18 protein-coding genes are annotated in these 17,544 nt (G+C 39.7%); 12 read left to right on the top strand and 6 right to left on the bottom strand.

The window, feature by feature from the left end; genetic code table 11:
* Positions 1–2: 2 nt before the first annotated feature.
* The 4 genes from ACN1CD_RS00555 (at position 3) to ACN1CD_RS00540 (ending at position 4,782) form a co-directional block, all read left to right on the top strand.
* The gene (locus ACN1CD_RS00555; protein ID WP_419128295.1) at positions 3–1,142 is read left to right on the top strand and encodes a hypothetical protein; all 1,140 of its coding nucleotides are present in this window, start codon (positions 3–5) and stop codon (positions 1,140–1,142) included.
* A 90-nt stretch (positions 1,143–1,232) separates the two neighbouring features.
* Positions 1,233–2,495: a glycoside hydrolase 5 family protein gene (locus tag ACN1CD_RS00550; RefSeq protein ID WP_419128294.1), complete on the top strand. Its 1,263-nt coding sequence runs from the start codon at positions 1,233–1,235 to the stop codon at positions 2,493–2,495.
* A gap of 61 nt (positions 2,496–2,556) precedes the next feature.
* Positions 2,557–3,534, top strand: coding sequence for a glycoside hydrolase family 5 protein (locus ACN1CD_RS00545; RefSeq protein ID WP_419128293.1), 978 nt, complete (start codon positions 2,557–2,559; stop codon positions 3,532–3,534).
* Between the two features lie 9 nt (positions 3,535–3,543).
* Entirely contained in the window at positions 3,544–4,782 is a 1,239-nt protein-coding gene (locus ACN1CD_RS00540; RefSeq protein ID WP_419128292.1) for a glycoside hydrolase family 27 protein, read from the top strand.
* A gap of 92 nt (positions 4,783–4,874) precedes the next feature.
* Here ACN1CD_RS00540 and ACN1CD_RS00535 read toward each other — a convergent pair whose 3' ends face one another.
* Positions 4,875–5,750 carry an AraC family transcriptional regulator gene (locus ACN1CD_RS00535; RefSeq protein ID WP_320463636.1) on the bottom strand — a complete coding sequence of 292 codons (876 nt, stop codon included), beginning with the start codon at positions 5,748–5,750 and terminating at the stop codon, positions 4,875–4,877.
* Between the two features lie 218 nt (positions 5,751–5,968).
* On the opposite strand from ACN1CD_RS00535, the gene ACN1CD_RS00530 reads away from it, so the two are divergent.
* The 4 genes from ACN1CD_RS00530 to ACN1CD_RS00515 are packed head-to-tail and all read left to right on the top strand — an operon-like array spanning position 5,969 to position 11,331.
* Positions 5,969–7,081, top strand: coding sequence for a glycoside hydrolase family 26 protein (locus tag ACN1CD_RS00530; protein WP_419128291.1), 1,113 nt, complete (start codon positions 5,969–5,971; stop codon positions 7,079–7,081).
* A 14-nt stretch (positions 7,082–7,095) separates the two neighbouring features.
* Positions 7,096–8,922: a sodium:solute symporter family protein gene (locus ACN1CD_RS00525; RefSeq protein ID WP_419128290.1), complete on the top strand. Its 1,827-nt coding sequence runs from the start codon at positions 7,096–7,098 to the stop codon at positions 8,920–8,922.
* A 21-nt stretch (positions 8,923–8,943) separates the two neighbouring features.
* Entirely contained in the window at positions 8,944–10,116 is a 1,173-nt protein-coding gene (locus tag ACN1CD_RS00520) for a glycosidase (RefSeq protein WP_419128289.1), read from the top strand.
* Between the two features lie 6 nt (positions 10,117–10,122).
* Positions 10,123–11,331, top strand: coding sequence for an AGE family epimerase/isomerase (locus ACN1CD_RS00515; protein WP_419128288.1), 1,209 nt, complete (start codon positions 10,123–10,125; stop codon positions 11,329–11,331).
* A gap of 32 nt (positions 11,332–11,363) precedes the next feature.
* Here the strand turns inward: ACN1CD_RS00515 and yidD are convergent, their stop codons facing one another.
* From yidD to ACN1CD_RS00495, 4 genes are all read right to left on the bottom strand, one after another.
* Positions 11,364–11,645, bottom strand: a complete 282-nt coding sequence (gene yidD / locus ACN1CD_RS00510) for a membrane protein insertion efficiency factor YidD (RefSeq protein WP_419128287.1) — start codon at positions 11,643–11,645, stop codon at positions 11,364–11,366.
* A 2-nt stretch (positions 11,646–11,647) separates the two neighbouring features.
* Positions 11,648–11,866 carry a hypothetical protein gene (locus ACN1CD_RS00505; RefSeq protein ID WP_419128286.1) on the bottom strand — a complete coding sequence of 73 codons (219 nt, stop codon included), beginning with the start codon at positions 11,864–11,866 and terminating at the stop codon, positions 11,648–11,650.
* 14 nt (positions 11,867–11,880) lie between these two features.
* Positions 11,881–12,108, bottom strand: a complete 228-nt coding sequence (locus tag ACN1CD_RS00500; RefSeq protein WP_419128285.1) for a hypothetical protein — start codon at positions 12,106–12,108, stop codon at positions 11,881–11,883.
* Positions 12,109–12,301: 193 nt separating this feature from the next.
* Complete coding sequence (locus tag ACN1CD_RS00495) at positions 12,302–12,973, bottom strand: response regulator (protein ID WP_419128284.1); 672 nt, start codon at positions 12,971–12,973, stop codon at positions 12,302–12,304.
* Positions 12,974–13,255: 282 nt separating this feature from the next.
* Between ACN1CD_RS00495 and ACN1CD_RS00490 the strand changes: the two genes are divergently transcribed.
* The 3 genes from ACN1CD_RS00490 to ACN1CD_RS00480 all read left to right on the top strand — a co-directional run bounded on the left by ACN1CD_RS00490 (position 13,256) and on the right by ACN1CD_RS00480 (position 15,752).
* Positions 13,256–14,551, top strand: a complete 1,296-nt coding sequence (locus ACN1CD_RS00490) for a hypothetical protein (protein WP_419128283.1) — start codon at positions 13,256–13,258, stop codon at positions 14,549–14,551.
* A gap of 168 nt (positions 14,552–14,719) precedes the next feature.
* Entirely contained in the window at positions 14,720–15,145 is a 426-nt protein-coding gene (locus tag ACN1CD_RS00485) for a hypothetical protein (RefSeq protein ID WP_419128282.1), read from the top strand.
* A 4-nt stretch (positions 15,146–15,149) separates the two neighbouring features.
* Entirely contained in the window at positions 15,150–15,752 is a 603-nt protein-coding gene (locus ACN1CD_RS00480) for a cupin domain-containing protein (RefSeq protein WP_419128281.1), read from the top strand.
* Positions 15,753–15,860: 108 nt separating this feature from the next.
* Here the strand turns inward: ACN1CD_RS00480 and ACN1CD_RS00475 are convergent, their stop codons facing one another.
* On the bottom strand, positions 15,861–16,472 hold the full coding sequence (locus ACN1CD_RS00475; protein ID WP_419128280.1) for a GIN domain-containing protein: 612 nt from the start codon (positions 16,470–16,472) through the stop codon (positions 15,861–15,863).
* Positions 16,473–16,995: 523 nt separating this feature from the next.
* Between ACN1CD_RS00475 and ACN1CD_RS00470 the strand changes: the two genes are divergently transcribed.
* Complete coding sequence (locus ACN1CD_RS00470; protein WP_419128279.1) at positions 16,996–17,433, top strand: BLUF domain-containing protein; 438 nt, start codon at positions 16,996–16,998, stop codon at positions 17,431–17,433.
* Positions 17,434–17,544 lie beyond the last annotated feature (111 nt).

Below are 17,544 nucleotides of genomic sequence, written 5' to 3'. Positions count from 1 at the left end.
ACATGAAAAAGATCAATAAACAATCAAACTTTGCCATGTTCATGGTATTGTTCACCCTGGTATTGGGTTATGCCTCATGTAAAAAAACAGATGAAGGCGCTGGCGGTCAGCCGGTAATTACCAGAGTAAGGCTCATCAGTAAAACTGATACCCTTAAAAACGTGGTTCATCGCATTACGCTGGATTCAAATCTTACTTATGATGAAACCAGACAAGTGAGTTTCGATTCTACCGTTGTGGCCGGAAGATTAAATAACCAATATGCAATTGTTGGGGAGAACCTTTTAACCACGCTTTCGGTTTCTTTTAATGGCTTGCAGGTGAATTATAATCCAGCATTGCTGACAGATAAAAGCATTATCATCTCCATCCCGGAGCAAACACCTTACGGAACCAGTCAGAGCAATAAATTGGTAGTAACCACTAAGTTCGGTACTGCGAGTTTCGATTTCCCGATTTTGCAACCACCACCCGTAATTACCTCTTTTAGTCCGGTAGCGGCCGGAGCTGGCGAAACGGTTACCATTTTAGGAAGCATCTTTGAAGGCGTAACAAGAGTTGCTTTTGATTTAGTTCCTGCTGAGATTATTGGCACACCAACCAAGACACAAATTCAGGTAAGAGTGCCTGCAGGAGTTGTACAAGCCCGGATTTTAGTAACTACACCGGGTGGTACTACCCAATCAGTTGGTTCGTTTGGCTTTAAATCTCTTCTTTACGATGATGCCTTCCCGACAGGATGGGGTTCTTATTTAGGCTATAACAGTACCATAAACCTGGCTAGTACTGTTCAGGTTAAACGCGGTACAAATGCCATAGCCACCACCTTTACCGATGCCTATGGTGCATTACAAATTGGTTATAATGGCTCAACTATTGATGTAACCCGGTCAGGCTTAACAGCGATTAAATTGTCTATTTATGGAGGTGCCGGAATTGTTGCAGGAAGCCGGGTACAACTGGTTATTAATGGAAACTACGGAAACGCAGTGCCGATTACACTAACGCCAGGAACTTATACTGATTATACGATTCCACTTAAGGATTTAGGTAATCCAACGGTAATTACAGAGTTTGTGCTGCAAAGTTTAGGCAATGCCGTACCAAGTGTAATTTATGTAGACGATATTGGATTTATCTAGCTATTAGTCATTAGTCATCGGATGAATATAGCCAACGTGCTAAGTATTTACCCGATGACTAAAATGACTCAGCCTTTTTTAAAAATAAAAATGATTAAAAAAATAAATCTCTTCCTCTTAAGTTTCAGCCTTATGCTAACCGCAAATGCACAACAGGCATTTGTGAAACAAACCGCACAACAATTTACCATTGCCGGAAAACCTTATTATTTTATTGGTGCAAATTACTGGTATGGTGGTCTCCTGGCGTTGGAAAAAGATCCTGTAAAAGGGAAAAAAAGATTAATCAGCGAACTCAATTTTCTGAAATCGCGTGGCATTAATAACCTAAGGGTACTGGTAGGTGCCGAGGGCGAAGGAAAGATTAATGGGGTAGACCGGGTAAAACCAGCTTTACAGCCACAACATCAGATCTTTAATGAGGAGATTTTAAATAGTCTGGATTTCCTGTTGATGGAAATGGCTAAACGTAAAATGTATGCCGTAATTTATTTAAGTAACAATTGGGAATGGAGCGGAGGCTTTTTGCAATACCTGAATTGGAATGGCAAAATTGATCAGGAAACCCTGAAACGAAAACTCACTTGGGATGAACAACGGGATTATACCAGTAAATTTTACGATTGTGACCCCTGCAAAAGCGATTACAAAAAGCAGCTGGATTTCATCATTAGCCATAGAAATAGTTATACCGGAATAAAGTATATCAACGAAACTGCCATCATGGCCTGGGAACTGGCAAATGAACCCAGACCTATGCGTGCAGATGCAGTTGAAAGTTATCAGAAATGGATTTCATCAACAGCTGGTTACATTAAATCAATTGATAAAAACCATTTGGTTACCATCGGGACGGAGGGTTTCATGGGCACGGAAGAAAACTGGGACTTGTTTAAAGAAATTCACAGCGATAGAAATGTTGATTACCTGACGATACACATCTGGCCAAAAAATTGGGGGTGGTTTAAAGATTCACCAACAAAGGAAAGTCTTCCTGAAGTGATTCAGAAAACAACCGAATACATTCAACAGCATGAAAATATTGCCAAAGCGTTAAACAAGCCACTGGTTATTGAAGAATTTGGCTTGCCCAGAGATGGGCATTCATTTGACCCGGCATTAAGCACCCAGCTTCGCGATGAATATTTTGGAAGCATTTTTAAGCATTGGAAAAATAGTAAGAAAATGAACGGCGCAATTGCCGGGTGCAATTTCTGGACTTTTGGTGGTAGTTCCCGCCCTGTAAAAGGTCAGTTGTTCTGGCAAGATGGCGATGATTTTTCTGGCGATCCGCCACAGGAAGAGCAGGGTTTAAATGCCGTTTTGATTCAGATCATTCGACCTGGAAGGTAATCAGACAGTTTACAAAGAAGTAAGTCAACGAATTTTAAAAACAACTTTCAATTCCAATCTGATGAAGAAGAAATTTTTAATCTTATTAATTGCGGTGTTAGTAGCTGCCACAACATTTGCTCAAAACATTAATTGGGTAGAAAGAAATGGTCAGCTAAAAGTGCTGAATGGAAAAATTGTAAACAGCAAAAATGTTCCGCCACAATTGCGTGGCATCAGTTTATCATGGAGCATTTGGCAAGGAAAAAAATATTATAATCCTAAGGTGGTGAACTGGCTAAGGTCAGATTTTAGCATCAATTTGCTGCGGGTATCTATGGCGGTCCAGCCTGATAGCGGATATTTGCAACAATCCGCTGAACAAGAAAAACTGGTGGTAAAAACCATTGATGCGTCCATTGCAAACGGTTTGTATGTGCTGATCGATTGGCACGACCATCATGCAGATCAGCACCTGGCACAATCGAAAGTTTTCTTCACAAAAATGGCTAAAATATACGCTGGCAAACCTAATGTAATTTATGAGGTGTTTAACGAGCCAGAGAAAATAGCCTGGCAAACGGTTAAAGATTACGCAACACAGGTGATTGCAGAAATTAGAAAATATGATGCTGCGAACCTCATCATTGTTGGGAGCCCGACCTGGGACCAGGATATCGATGTGGCCGCTAAGGATCCGATTAAAGGTTATAACAATATCGCCTATTCCTTCCATTTTTACGCATCTGATCCAAATCATCAGGAACTTTTGATGAAAAAGGCAGATGCAGCCATCGCTGCCGGGGTGCCAATAATGGTAACTGAATGGGGCGTTGGAGAAGCTGATGGAAATGGCGAATTTAACCTCGAAAAGACGAATAAATGGCTGGCCTGGATGGAACGCCACCAGCTCAGTTGGGCGAACTGGAACATCACTGATAAAAAAGAAACCACCGCAATTCTTCAACCTGGTGCTTCAGTAAAAGGACAATGGAAACCTGAAGAACTTACCCCTGCTGGACAATATATCCGTACGCAACTCAAAAAATTAAATCAATAAATTTAAAAAATGAAATTAAAACTGGCATTATTTACAATGGCCATGCTCCATATTTCCATCGCCTTTGGCCAGGGGAATAATTATGCCCAGAAATATACCAAGTTTGAAGGCTTAGCACTCACTCCACCCATGGGATGGAACAGCTGGAACAAGTTTTCCTGCAATGTGGATGAAAAACTGATCAAAGAAACAGCAGATGCCATGGTAAGTTCTGGGATGAAAGCGGCGGGTTATACCTACATTAATATTGATGATTGCTGGCATGGCGACCGTGATAGTTTGGGTTTTATTCATCCGGATGCCAAGAGATTTCCCTCAGGGATGAAGGCACTGGCAGACTACATTCACAGTAAGGGACTAAAATTAGGCTTGTACTCTGATGCCGGTTCTCAAACTTGTGGCGGCCGGCCTGGAAGTCGAGGTTACGAATTTCAGGATGCTCTCACCTATGCCAAATGGGGTGTAGATTATTTAAAATATGACTGGTGTAATACTGAAGGATTAAAAGCAGAAGGCGCATACAAAACCATAATGGCTGCATTGCAAAAAGCAGGCAGGCCGATGGTGTTGAGTATTTGCGAATGGGGAACGGATAAACCCTGGATCTGGGGGCCTGCTGTTGGTCAGCTCTGGAGAACCAGTGGCGATATTTTCAACTGTTTCGATTGCGTGGAAGACCACGGCACCTGGAAATCTTTCGGCGTAATGCAGATTGTAGATAAGCAGGATGGCTTACGACAGTATGCAGGGCCGGGCTATTGGAATGATCCTGATATGCTGGAAATTGGAAATGGAAAGTTAACGCCAGGTGAAGACCGTGCACATTTTTCGATGTGGGCCATGCTTGCTGCCCCTTTAATCGCCGGTAATGATTTACGCAATATGGACAAAGAAACCCAGGCTGTGCTAACCAACAAGGAAATCATTTCTATTAATCAGGATTCTTTAGGTATTCAGGCATTTCGATATGCTAAAGCTGATGGATTTGAAACCTGGTTTAAACCCATGAGTAATGGAAAATGGGCGGTGTCTTTTCTAAACCGTTCGGCTACAGCTAAGAAAATCGCTTTTAACTGGAAGCAAGAAAAGATTGTAGATGATGTGTTTAACAAAACCCTCAACGTCAGCGCAATTTCTTATCAAATTAAAAATGCCTGGACGAATAAACAGCTGGGAACAACAAAGAATATTCTAAATGCAGAAGTTCCATCACACGATGTGCTAACGTTAATTTTGGAACCAAAATAATTGGTAAAAATTTGATTTGGGTTTCCTAAAAAGATACCTGAATCAATCAATTATGACCAACCAAGCCAAAAAACTAACCAACAATCATAGTTCTAAATAAACACCCTCGTTCCGGAGAAATTTTCTCTAAACTCTTTCGGTGTACAATGTTTCTTCTTTTTAAATAAACGGTTAAAGTTGGAGATATTATTAAAACCACATTTATAAGAAATTTCAGAAACTGAATGTGTGGTTTCGATCAACATCCGCGTGGCATGGCCCAAGCGGATTTCATTTAAACTATCGATGAAGGTATTTCCGGTCCGCTTTTTAATAAACCGGCTAAAGGAAACTTCCGTCATGCTTACCAACTTTGATAAATCTTTTAACGTAATGGCCTTATAAAAATTGGCATTCATAAATTCAAAAGCCTTATCAATCCGCCGGCTGTTGTAATTCATCACCTGGTCGTTGTTAAACGTGCCATCAGATAAAATCCGCATGCTTTTCGATGATGATAAATCGTGCAGAATGCTCATCAGTTCCAGTACAGAATCAAACCCTTGCAATTGGTCGATGTCCAGAATGCGTTTATAAACTTTTTCAATGGTTTCCCGGGGGAAGAGAATCCCCCGCACCGAGCGTTCAAACATTTTCCGGATAAAACTTAGTTGATTTCTTCGAAGCATTTTATCATCAAAAAGATCTTTATGCCACTGAATGGTTACCTCGGTAATCTCCTCGCTTTTGCAATGGTGGGTAGTCCATACATGAGAAAGGTTCGGGCCAATCAGCACCAGTTCCATGTCGGTAATTTCTTCAATATTATCGCCAACAATTCGCTTTGCCCCAGGTGCATTTAAAATCAGGTTCAGCTCAAATTCTTCATGAAAATGTAGCGGAAAATCAAATTCCTTTTTCACCCTCGAAAATATAGTGAAACAATCGTTCTGAGTGAGTGGCGTAATTTCCTTGATAATATTATTCATAACCTTTGGCGTTCAAAATAGATATCTTTAAGATAAAAGAACATTGATGCAATTTAATAAAAAAATGGGTTTTTCATTAAACTTCAAGGCACTTATAAGAATAAAAATGATAGTTATTCTATGTCATTTGGTTAAAATAGTATTATTATAAAAATGATTACCTTCCTACTTTAGACTTTAATTATAGCAGACCTCATTTCTAACCAAAAGATAGCAATATGATCAAGAAAACAATGCCTTTCTTCCTCTTTTTATGTGTCAGTTTCATTGTGTCTTTTGGCCAGCTGATTGATCATAAATCTACCTTGGAAACCCGGAATCTCTATAAAAACTTAACCAGCCTTTATGGCAAAGCAACGCTTATCGGACATCAGGATGACCTGGCATATGGTGTGGGTTGGAAATACCAGGAAGGACGGAGTGATATCAAAGATCTTACGGGCGAATATCCGGCAGTTTTTGGTTGGGATGTAGCAGGTTTGGAAACCAATAAAAAAGAAAATATAGATGGTGTTCCATTTGCTAAAATGGAGGATTACATCAAAAAAGCATATGATATGGGGGCAATCAGCACCTTAAGCTGGCATATGCACAACCCTGATAATGGAAAAACTGCATGGGATACCAGCTCAACTGCGGTAAAATCTATTCTTCCAAAGGGCGCTAAACATGCGCTGTATAAAAGCTGGCTAGATCAGTTTGCGGCCTTTGCCCATACCTTAAAAGGCAGCGATGGGAAAGCCATTCCAATCCTGTTCAGGCCCTTCCACGAAAATGGTGGTGGCTGGTTTTGGTGGGGAACAAAGTCGTGTACGCCCGATCAATACAAAGCATTATGGCGATTTACCGTTGGTTATTTGAAAGATAAAAAGAAGTTGCACAACCTGATTTATGTGTTTAATCCCTGCGATTTTACTACAGAAGCACAATATCTGGAACGTTATCCGGGTGATAAGTTTGTAGATGTGCTTAGCTTTGATCAGTACCAATACGGAGCAGAAAAAGGAGAAACCTTTGCCAAAGAAATTGCAAGAAACCTGGCCATTCAGCATAATATTGCTAAGCGTGTAAATAAAATCAGCGCCATTGCAGAAATCGGTTTTGTAGAAATTCCGGTAGCCAACTGGTGGACAACCATCCTGGCAAAGGCAATTCAGGAAAATAAACCTTCGTATTTGCTTTTATGGCGAAATGCCGGATACCGTGAAATGGAAAAAGATAACCATTATTATGCGCCATATCCCGGCCAGGTTTCTGCAGCAGATTTTCTTAAGTTTATTAAGCAAGATCAGATCCTTCTTCAAAAAGGACTTAAATCCATTTACAAATAGCACAATAACCAAATATGAAGTTACAATTAATCGATGTCCTGATCATTATGCTGTACCTCGGTACCATGATTTTTATTGGATTCTGGTATCGAAAAAAAGCAAAGCAAAACAAGGAAAGTTACATGATGGGCGGGAAGTCGCTGCCCTGGTATAAGTTGGGGCTGAGTGATGCCTCTGATATGTTCGATATCAGCGGAACCATGTGGATGGTTGCCCTTTGTTTCGTTTATGGCTTAAAAAGCATCTGGATTCCGTGGCTCTGGCCCGTGTTTAACCAGGTGTTTATGATGATGTTTTTGAGTAAATGGCTGCGCCGGAGTAATGCCAATACCGGAGCAGAATGGCTGCAAACGCGGTTTGGTTTGGTTGGTAAAGGCGTGAGGGGATCGCACATGGTAGTCATTGCTTTTGCACTGATCAGCTGTTTCGGTTTCCTGGCTTACGGTTTTATCGGCCTGGGGAAATTCATGGAGATTTTCATCCCATGGGATCAGGTAAAAGCTTACGTCCCCTTTGAAGTTTCTCCTCAATATGTACCTCATTTCTATGGCATCCTGTTTACCCTTTTTGCCATGTTTTACTCCATTTTAGGCGGAATGCACAGCATCGTATTGGGGGATATGATTAAATATGCCTTCATGACGGTCGGCTGTATCGCAATCGCGGTAATTGCCATGAATCACCTGCAAGGCCATACTTTAAATGTACCAAAAGGTTGGGATGATCCCTTTTTTAGCTGGAAACTCGACCTCGACTGGAGCAAAATCGCAGCCGACGCCAATAAAAAAATCGCCGATGATGGCTTTAGTCTATTCGGTATTTTCTTTGGGATGATGTTGCTGAAAGGTGTATTTGCATCGCTGGCTGGTCCGGCACCAAATTACGATATGCAGAAAGTATTGAGTACAAGAAGCCCTAAAGATGCCAGCAAAATGACGGGTTTTGTGAGCATCATTTTATTGCCTATCCGTTATTCGATGGTGATTGGCCTCACCGTTTTAGCGCTACTATATTACAATCAGATTTATTTAAAAGGACCGGATGGCGTAACCGACTTCGAAAGGATTTTACCTGCTACCATCAACAACTTTTTACCTGTCGGGATTTTAGGCATTGTACTCACCGGACTGCTTGGCGCCTTTATGGGCACTTTCAGCGGTACGCTCAATGCCGCGCAGGCTTATATTGTGAATGATATTTACCTGAAATATATCAACCCAGTTGCCAGCACTAAAAAAATCATCAACATGAATTACATCGTGGGTGTAGCGGTGGTAACCATTGGTGTGGTCCTCGGCTTTTTCGCCAACAATGTAAACGATATTTTGCAGTGGATTGTTGGTGGCCTTTATGGTGGCTATGTAGCGGCCAACTGTTTAAAATGGTATTGGTGGCGCTTTAATGCCAATGGTTTTTTCTGGGGAATGGCGGTAGGAATCGGCGCAGCATTGCTCATGCCTTATGTAACCAGTGGCCTCCCACTCTATTGGTGGCCGCTGCTTTTCGTGCTTTCCCTTGCCGGCTGCATTATCGGTACTTATGCCGCGCCACCAACTGAAGAAGCTACACTTAAAAAATTCTACAGTACAGTCAGGCCATGGGGATTCTGGAAACCCATTCATGCTTTGGTTGTTGCAGAAGATCCTGGCTTTCAGTCCAATAAAAGGTTTAAGCTAGATATGTTGAACGTGGTGTTGGGGATTATTGCCCAGTTATGTCTCACCATTTTACCCATGTATTTCATTTTGGGCATGCACACCCCTCTTTTCGCCACGATTGCGGTATTAGCCGTTATCGTCATCATTTTGAAAAGAACCTGGTGGAATAAATTAGAAGATTAGATAATACGATATAATATTTTTATGATAGATTTTGAAAAAAGAAAACTGCAACTGGAAGAAGCGCAAGCAGAACTGATTGCAGTCGATAATAAAAAAGTAGCTTTAGGAAATGGGATCTTCGACCGGTATGAAAATCCGATCTTAACTGCAGCACATGCCCCGCTAAACTGGCGGTATGATTTTAATCCTGAAAGCAATCCATTTTTATTGGAACGGATCGGAATTAATGCAACATTTAATGCTGGCGCGATAAAATTTAATAACAAGTATTTGCTTATTGTGCGGGTGGAGGGCAGAGACCGTAAATCGTTTTTCGCGGTAGCAGAAAGTGATAATGGCATTGATCATTTCTCTTTCTGGAACGAGCCGATTTTGCTTCCGGAAACAGAAGAACCCGATACCAATGTTTACGACATGCGTATTGTGGCCCATGAAGATGGCTGGATGTACGGCTTATTCTGTACGGAAAGAAAAGATCCGAATGCACCTGCGCATGATCAATCTATGGCGGTTGCACAAAATGGAATTGTACGTACTAAAGATTTAAAAACCTGGGAGCGTTTGGCCGACTTAAAAACACCATCGCCGCAGCAAAGAAATGTAGTGCTTCACCCGGAATTTGTAGATGGAAAATATGCTTTTTATACGCGTCCGCAGGATGGTTTTATTGAAAGTGGAACCGGTGGAGGTATTGGTTTTGGCTTAAGCGATTCGATTGAAAATGCAGTGATCGAAAAGGAATTTATTGTCGATAATAAAAACTATCATACCGTTTACGAAGCGAAAAACGGCATGGGTCCGGAGCCTATAAAAACGGAGCATGGCTGGTTATTTTTGGCACATGGCGTGCGGAACACGGCTGCTGGTTTGCGTTATGTTCTTTATATGTTCATGACGGATTTGAATGATTTAACAAAGGTAATCTATAAACCTGCCGGGTATTTCCTGGCGCCACAGGGCGAAGAACGCATTGGCGATGTTTCTAATGTGGTATTCAGCAATGGATGGATTTTGGATGAAGATGGAACGGTTTTCATTTATTATGCTTCTTCTGATACCAGGATGCATGTGGCCACCAGTTCGCTGGAGGTTTTAGTAGATTACGTGATGAATTCGCCGGCAGATGGATTCCGCTCTACCACCACGGTACAAGTGATCTTAAAAAACATTGAAAATAACAAAAAAGCGCAGTAACCTCCAATGGCATTGAAAGCAGATTTAGTAACCTATCAGGCAGAATTAGACCAGGAATTGGATAACATTCTGAGCTTCTGGAAAAATTTCACTATTGATGAGGTGAATGGCGGATTTGTGGGGAAAATCGACAATAATAATTACATCGATGCTACTGCACCCAAAGGAAGCGTGCTGAATGCCCGCATCCTTTGGACGTTTTCGGCCTGTTACAATTTAAAAAAAGACCCTGAAAATCTGGTGCTTGCAGATCGCGCCTTTCAATACCTTCGAGACTATTTTATAGACCCCGAATTCGGAGGCGTTTACTGGATGCTGGATGCAAAAGGAAATCCGATTGATACTAAAAAACAAGTTTATGCGGTAGCTTTTACCATCTATGCCCTGAGCGAATATTTTCTGGCCAGTAACGTAGAACAGAGCAAAGTGCTGGCGATTAGTCTGTATAACGATTTAATTCAGCACAGCTATGATAAACAAAATGGAGGCTATTTTGAGGCTTTCAGCAGGGATTGGAAAGCATTGGAAGATTTGCGCCTGAGCGATAAAGACGCGAATGAAAAGAAAACCATGAATACCCATCTTCATGTACTGGAAGCCTTTACCACACTTTACCGCATCTGGCCAGATGAGCAGTTGAAAAACAACATTATCGGTTTAATTGATGATTTCACTTCCCATATCCTGAACAAGGAAACGGGAAACCTGATCCTTTTTCTGGATGAAGATTGGAATCCTAAATCTGAAATCATTTCTTACGGACATGATATCGAAGCCGCTTGGCTTTTACTGGAAGCCGCAGAGGTGGTACATGATGAAAAATTAATTAGTGAGATTAGCGCCCTTGCTGTGCAAATGGCAACAATATCTAAAAACGGAATTGATGCAGACGGAAGCTTATGGTACGAATTTGATCCTGTTCACGATCATTTTATTAAAGAAAAACACTGGTGGGTTCAGGCAGAAGCCATGGTGGGATTTTTCAATGCCTGGCAAATTTCTGGCGACGAAAGTTTCTTACAAACCAGCCTGAATAACTGGGCATTTGTAAAAAGCAAAATCATCGATCATCAAAACGGAGAATGGTTTTGGGGCATAACCGAAACAGGCGAAATCATGGACAATGAAGATAAGGTTGGCCCATGGAAATGCCCTTACCACAATAGCCGCGCCTGTATAGAATTAATTAAGAGGATTGGGGTGGAGCTGGCGTAAACTTTGTAAAATATTGCCTAAATATTTTAGGTTTATTTGATAAATCTCATCGCAATTTCATGTTGTTTTAATAGGGTGCCATCTGGCAGTATTAAGGAATTTTTGCCATCAATTGGGTTAATGATTATATGATAACCATTCCTGCAATTTTTATAGCGAAAGGTTAATGCCTTTATTGCTTTAATTAGCCCTTTATCTTTAGCAACTTGATAGACATGCCGAGAACAACTTACGCTGAAAATACATTTGGGCGCCTGGTTTTTATTCTTCAGCGCCCAATACATTCGAATTATGGCAAGCAGCAAAAATTTCATGTTTAAATTTTACTGAAAACAACCATTTGATAAGCTGCTAAATACCCTGGTTTTGCACCAAATCCAAAGCATCCGGGATCAGGCTGTACGTATGTAGAAACACTTTCTAATCGCACATATACCCAGCCCTGGGTACGATAGGAATTTACAATTTTCTCTAACTGTTGTGCAACAGCTGGTAGTTTCCTTCTTTTGATCCAAAGTAGCGGTAAAGGGTACAACTTTATATTCCATATTAACTGATTTTTCTTGAAAATTTAGTTCTTACATTTTTCGTAATAAATGTATTTAGTCCACTTCCAGATTTTGCCAGAGATTTCATGCTTTCAATGTTTCCTGACCCGGCGCTAGCATACGTGTATTCATAGATGCTTCCTGATGTGAACTGAACCCAGATGTAGTCTGTGCCGATCTGATAAGCGGCTACTCCTGAACTACCGCCTTTATTTGCATATTTTTCCATTTGTTTCTTATTTAAGGTCCAAATGTAATATGTTAACACAGAGAATATTTACGGGTTTCCGTAGGGAAATATTTTATATTGATTTAGTTATAAAACTACCTGATGAATACCACAACAAATTTCATTTCTTGAAGGTTTCTAACACAGATATATTATCTTTTCAAGTCAGCAAGGAGAAAAGTGCCGAAATTAATTAGATTAATTTATTATCCTTACAATAAGCAATCAATTGCTCGTTATTAGAAATGTTAAGTGTAGATTTAATTTCGCTCAATCTTTTTTCCAAACTGCTTAAGCTGGAAGGCTTTATGTTATTTTTCTTTAAATAAGTAGCAACTTCTTTTTGTGAATTGCCTTCCATAAGCATAGCAAGAACCATTTTGTCGTATTCATCAAAAATAATGGAAAAATTAGCCTTCAAATCCTTTCTGAGGTTGGAAGAAAGGTACCTTTGATCCGTAGCCATTTTTTCAATTGCCGCTTTTAGATCTTTAATGTCACCCCGACCTTTAGGAATATAACCATCAAGATTCAAGTCTCGATATAAGCGACTGGCTACGGCACTTCGGTCTTCGCCAGCAAATACCAGTATTTTTAATCCCGGCTGAACTTTTTGTGTCGCCAGAATCAGATCTGTGCCATCTTCAAGTATTTGAGGTATATCATTATTGAAAGACAAATCTGTAATCAGCAGATCATATGGCTCGCCATTAGCTAAAGCTTTTTGAATGCGACTCAATGCTGCATCACAATAAGTTACATGATCGCGATTGTCTTGAACAATATTTAAGTCTGCCAATGTATTTTGAACAGAAATACTGATGCTCTTATGATCATCGGCTATCAAAACTTTTTTAAACATCATTTTCTGGATTTAAAAGCAAAACTCAATTGAATCAAAGATAATTTCAACTAGGATATCTTTTTTACGGTTTTCCTCATTTCATAAAATATGTTGGAGACAAATTTAAAAAGGAAGTCTTGCTCTAAGCAATTAATCACAATCATCATTTTGTTTTTTCAGAATACTCCTTATTTTTCAGTAGTTTTTTATGCCCAATTTTTAGTAATTACTTTTCAATCTCGCACTAAACACTGTCGGTTATTCAAAATTTTATAAATTTAGTTTTCCTAATTCCCAGTTGTAATGAAAACAAGCCTTTATTTATTTTTGTTTATTTCCCTGTCATTTGGTGCGTTGGCCCAAAAAACAGTGGTTCCAGGAAGTGCAGATATTAAGACTGCTAATCTAAATCCTGGCAAATCTTTATATACGATCTATTATGTAAAAGACACTTCCTGGACCAAAAAAGGAACCTTTACCCATGAGCTTTCTGTTTCCGGTAATGAGGTAAAGCTGGTGTCTAATTATAGTGATCAAAATAATAAATGGTACCGGAAAACTATTTCATCGGCAGATGCCAAAACATTAGCCCCATTGGCCTATAAATTTGAAGGCCCCAAAAATACCTTTCAACTTACCTTTGGCGATCCCATTACTGGTAAATTCCATTTTTTCGATAACAGGAAAGATGAATTGGTTAGTGTAGCACCAAAAGAAAAATTTGTGGATTATAATCTGGCCGAACATCTTTTTACCACATTACCACTTTCTGTAGGCTATAAAGCTACGATCCCGGAATTCTATTATGATGGTAAAACAAAGAAACTGATTACCAATTACATCATTAAAGAAGTGAAAAGCTTTCAGCAGCGTTCGCCAAAAACAGGGATTCATGAAAGCTGGCTGGTTACTGTACTAGAAGAAAGTACGGGTGCCATCTATTATTATGTGATTGATAAAAGCAAACACTTTATCTGGCAGCGGGAAATGTCTATGGCAAATGGCATGTGGGAAATCTGCGTGAACGAAGAACTGGATTATCAACCCATTAAAAATAAATTTAATAAAGAAGAGGCTTTAGCAAAGTTAGAGAAAGGAAACAGTGTAATTACAGGAACTTCATTTGCCAGAGATCATGCACGAAGGGGCATCACCCTCGTAAACATTAATAAGGCACAATATGCCCCAAAAGGAACCGTTATTTCTATTATTCCTAATTCACCCTATCTTGTAGAATGGAAAGAAGTAAATAAAAAACTCCGGAAGGGTAAGAAAATACCAGAAGTACCCATAGATCCTAATCTGACGCAATGCATCAAAACCACCAAGGTTTATGATGATCAGGGGCATTTTGAATTTACCAATCTCATGCCTGGTGAATATGTTTTAATGACCTCCTTCGGCTATACACACGCCTATTCTTATAGTTATTATGCAGGTACATCCTACCTGATGCACCCTAGTGGAGCAGTGCTTTCTTCTTCTGCAGTTTACAATACGGCAACTGCTAATGAAGGGGCAAACGCTGTTATTGAAACACTCGTAACCATTAAAACTGATGGAGAAAAATTAAAAGTTAATCTTAAAGATGTGCGATGATGAGGCTTAGTGGGATTGCAACTACTTGCAGACCTTAAGTATCTTCTTCATTGGTTCTCAAACCCGAAGCCTGGTGATGACTATTTTATAACGCTAAAGCGGAATGCAGCCAAAACAGCTGCCAGTTTTTCCAATGCGTCTATTTTGTTATCTTTAACAAAAAAACAAATGCCGCGCTATCGCATACATGCTGAGGAAAAGATCAGAGAATGCCTGCTTTTGAAAGATAGCAATATTCAGCAGGTACTTTATGAAACCTATTGTCTGGAGGTTTACGGGCAGTTTTTTATGTTTTGCAGGGAGCGCGACAAGGCCAGGGAGTTGACCATTAAGGTATTTGAAGTGGCAAGAATGGAAGTAGAAAACAATATTCCTGTAGAAGGTAGGCTACTGATCTGGCTGATGAAAATCTCCAGAAAGATCTCAAGAGAATATTTACTGGATTATTCTGTTAAAAAAAGTAGCGATCAGCGATGCATTAAGCAACTTGTACTTTCAGAAGGGTTTAGTATCCGGGAAGCTGCGGGCATACTTGGCCTTAATGTGCAGGATGCCATCATCAGGTTAAGAAAAGAATTAAAGGAACAGCATTGACAAAATGGATTTAACAGCGTTTTTAAATAGTGGCTTGCTCGAACTTTATCTAATTGGCACATTGGATCAGGAAGAGGCATTACTTGTTAATCAAATGCGGGCTGCTCATCCCGAAGTAGCCGTTGAATTGGCCACGCTGGAGGCATTCTTTGAAACGGAAGCCATGCGGCGTGTGGTAAAACCTGATCCGAAATTTGATGAGAAAATGGAATCGCTGTTTTTAAATCTTGAGATTGAACAAGTAATGCAGTTATCAGCGCCACCATTAATTACCAGTTTTTCTGATGCAAATGCCTGGCTCAAAATGATATCTCCATTATTGCCAAAAGGTAATTCCGGAGATCGGTTTGAAAAACTGTTGCGTAACGACGATAAAGTGATGCAGGCATTGGTAATTACCTCAGAAGGTGTAGAGGAAGAAGTACACGAAAATATACAGGAGAGCTTTTTGATCCTGAAAGGCACTTGTATTTGTACCATCGGTAATGAAACCATCACGATGGGGCCGGGCGATTTTATGCAAATCCCACTTCATCAGCCACATACCATTTCAGTTGTCTCAAAATCGGTTATCGCGATATTGCAGCATGTGGAGTGTACCGCATGATTTTAGAATATGGATTCTGGGCTAAAATTGATGTTGATCAGATCATGCTAAAAAAGAAAAAGCTGCCTTTCGGGCAGCTGCATCTATTTAAAAGCGGAACTTAATTTCTTATTTTGCTAAAGTCATTGCTGTTTTTTCTGCATCCATAATGGTTTCAGAGGCATATGATACTGATTTTAAACTTACAAAATCCCCTAGTTTTACATTTTTTGCGTTACTGGCTATCATCGTACTTTCAGCTGCCGTGCCATTTAATTTAAGTACTGCATCTTCTTTAACTACTGTATACAAACTTGCTGCCGTTGTTTTGATCTTAGCCGTAGCGCTTTGATACAAAAATAATTGAAGGTTCTTAACATCAAAGTTGTTATTGGTGATCACTACCGATTGTCCATAAGCTTCTATTCTTTCTAAATCTTTCACCGTAATGTTTAGGGTAACCAGGTTAGCTTCCATAGAGTTGATGTATAAGGTTTGTCCGTTACTTCTTACCGATGTTTTGGTGGCATCGTAATTTTCAGCACCTACTATACTTTCTTTTTCGCCCTGTGTAAGTACAATTTTTACATTGCCACTTACCCAGATCCGGTTGATGTTTTTTAATGATGAAGTTGCTGATGCTACTGGTACAGGCTCGGAGGCAAAGGTTGTCATCACTGATGAAGTGAATAATACTGCTGTTAATGCTGCTGCGAATAATGTTTTTGCTATCGTTTTCATGACTGTATGTTTTAGAGTTTCTTATTGTTTTTATACTGATGAGACGCAAGTAACAAGAAAACGTTGCAGCGAAATTGCTTGTATTATACCAGCATCAGTTACATTCAGACCAACGCCTGTAATTTCTCGACGAACGGGATTAACAAGGGGAGGATTTAGATTCAATGCTGATGCATGAATTAATCGCATCATTTTATGACTACCCAGGAATATGTCCATTTTTCAATGCCGTTTTTAAAAAAAAATATTGTATTATAACCCAAATAAACAATTTGATTCTTTCTAGGTTACTTTACTAAAGTTAAACTGCTAATCAGCGCATATACAGGTAGATTATTGTACGCATATCAGTATTGGTAATCTATTTATGATTGTATTAACAGCAACTTCTGTTGCCACTTATTTTAAAGTGATTTGTTGATTTTAAAATTACTGTGTAGCTATCTTTGGCTTTTAGCGAATAGTAAACTACTTAGCTTCTATTTAGGAATTAATATCATGTAATGAATTTAAAACACGGCATATGTATAGCTTAATATATACTAGTGTTGCAACCACGGTGATGCAACCTGCAAAACTTATTGAGATTTTAAAGTACTCAAGAGACTGGAATAAAGATCATGATATTACAGGCTGCCTGGCTTATATTGAAGGTCAAATAGACAATACTCATCAATGCAGGTTTATACAAGTGCTGGAAGGTCCTGAACAGGAAGTGATCAGCCTTTTCAAAAATATTAAAAGAGATACCCGGCATGGCAGTATTACCCTAATTAAACAGGGCAAGATTAAAAACCGAAATTTTGATTCATGGGAAATGGGATTTGAAAAGATGATACTTGATGATAACCCTGTTTTACAAAGTTTTTTTAAGTTAGATCCTCAGGTACTTGCGGCGCATGGCGATATCCAAAATAATATGCTGATGGAATTTATGAAGACATTCTATAATTACCTTTAAGGAAGATGGTTTGTTGTTATGCGGTGGCTATAGGTGCAAGTAGGGAGCAACCCTACCTGGAGGAGTGGGAGTAAATAAAAGCGCTCATTTCAAAAACTAAAGATCAAAGCG

The sequence above is a fragment of the Pedobacter sp. N23S346 genome (assembly GCF_048515415.1).
GTDB lineage: Bacteria > Bacteroidota > Bacteroidia > Sphingobacteriales > Sphingobacteriaceae > Pedobacter.
Note: the sequence above shows the minus strand (reverse complement) of the source record. Positions and strands in the feature narration are given on the sequence as shown.

Coding starts and splice junctions, on each gene's coding strand:
- ACN1CD_RS00495 (WP_419128284.1), bottom strand. CDS start 12,973: ATGATGTTTAAAAAAGTTTTGATAGCCGATGATCATAAGAGCATCAGT.
- ACN1CD_RS00475 (WP_419128280.1), bottom strand. CDS start 16,472: ATGAAAACGATAGCAAAAACATTATTCGCAGCAGCATTAACAGCAGTA.
- ACN1CD_RS00525 (WP_419128290.1), top strand. CDS start 7,096: ATGAAGTTACAATTAATCGATGTCCTGATCATTATGCTGTACCTCGGT.
- ACN1CD_RS00480 (WP_419128281.1), top strand. CDS start 15,150: ATGGATTTAACAGCGTTTTTAAATAGTGGCTTGCTCGAACTTTATCTA.
- ACN1CD_RS00545 (WP_419128293.1), top strand. CDS start 2,557: ATGAAGAAGAAATTTTTAATCTTATTAATTGCGGTGTTAGTAGCTGCC.
- ACN1CD_RS00490 (WP_419128283.1), top strand. CDS start 13,256: ATGAAAACAAGCCTTTATTTATTTTTGTTTATTTCCCTGTCATTTGGT.
- ACN1CD_RS00540 (WP_419128292.1), top strand. CDS start 3,544: ATGAAATTAAAACTGGCATTATTTACAATGGCCATGCTCCATATTTCC.
- ACN1CD_RS00500 (WP_419128285.1), bottom strand. CDS start 12,108: ATGGAAAAATATGCAAATAAAGGCGGTAGTTCAGGAGTAGCCGCTTAT.
- yidD (WP_419128287.1), bottom strand. CDS start 11,645: ATGAAATTTTTGCTGCTTGCCATAATTCGAATGTATTGGGCGCTGAAG.
- ACN1CD_RS00520 (WP_419128289.1), top strand. CDS start 8,944: ATGATAGATTTTGAAAAAAGAAAACTGCAACTGGAAGAAGCGCAAGCA.
- ACN1CD_RS00515 (WP_419128288.1), top strand. CDS start 10,123: ATGGCATTGAAAGCAGATTTAGTAACCTATCAGGCAGAATTAGACCAG.
- ACN1CD_RS00550 (WP_419128294.1), top strand. CDS start 1,233: ATGATTAAAAAAATAAATCTCTTCCTCTTAAGTTTCAGCCTTATGCTA.
- ACN1CD_RS00470 (WP_419128279.1), top strand. CDS start 16,996: ATGTATAGCTTAATATATACTAGTGTTGCAACCACGGTGATGCAACCT.
- ACN1CD_RS00555 (WP_419128295.1), top strand. CDS start 3: ATGAAAAAGATCAATAAACAATCAAACTTTGCCATGTTCATGGTATTG.
- ACN1CD_RS00530 (WP_419128291.1), top strand. CDS start 5,969: ATGATCAAGAAAACAATGCCTTTCTTCCTCTTTTTATGTGTCAGTTTC.
- ACN1CD_RS00485 (WP_419128282.1), top strand. CDS start 14,720: ATGCCGCGCTATCGCATACATGCTGAGGAAAAGATCAGAGAATGCCTG.
- ACN1CD_RS00535 (WP_320463636.1), bottom strand. CDS start 5,750: ATGAATAATATTATCAAGGAAATTACGCCACTCACTCAGAACGATTGT.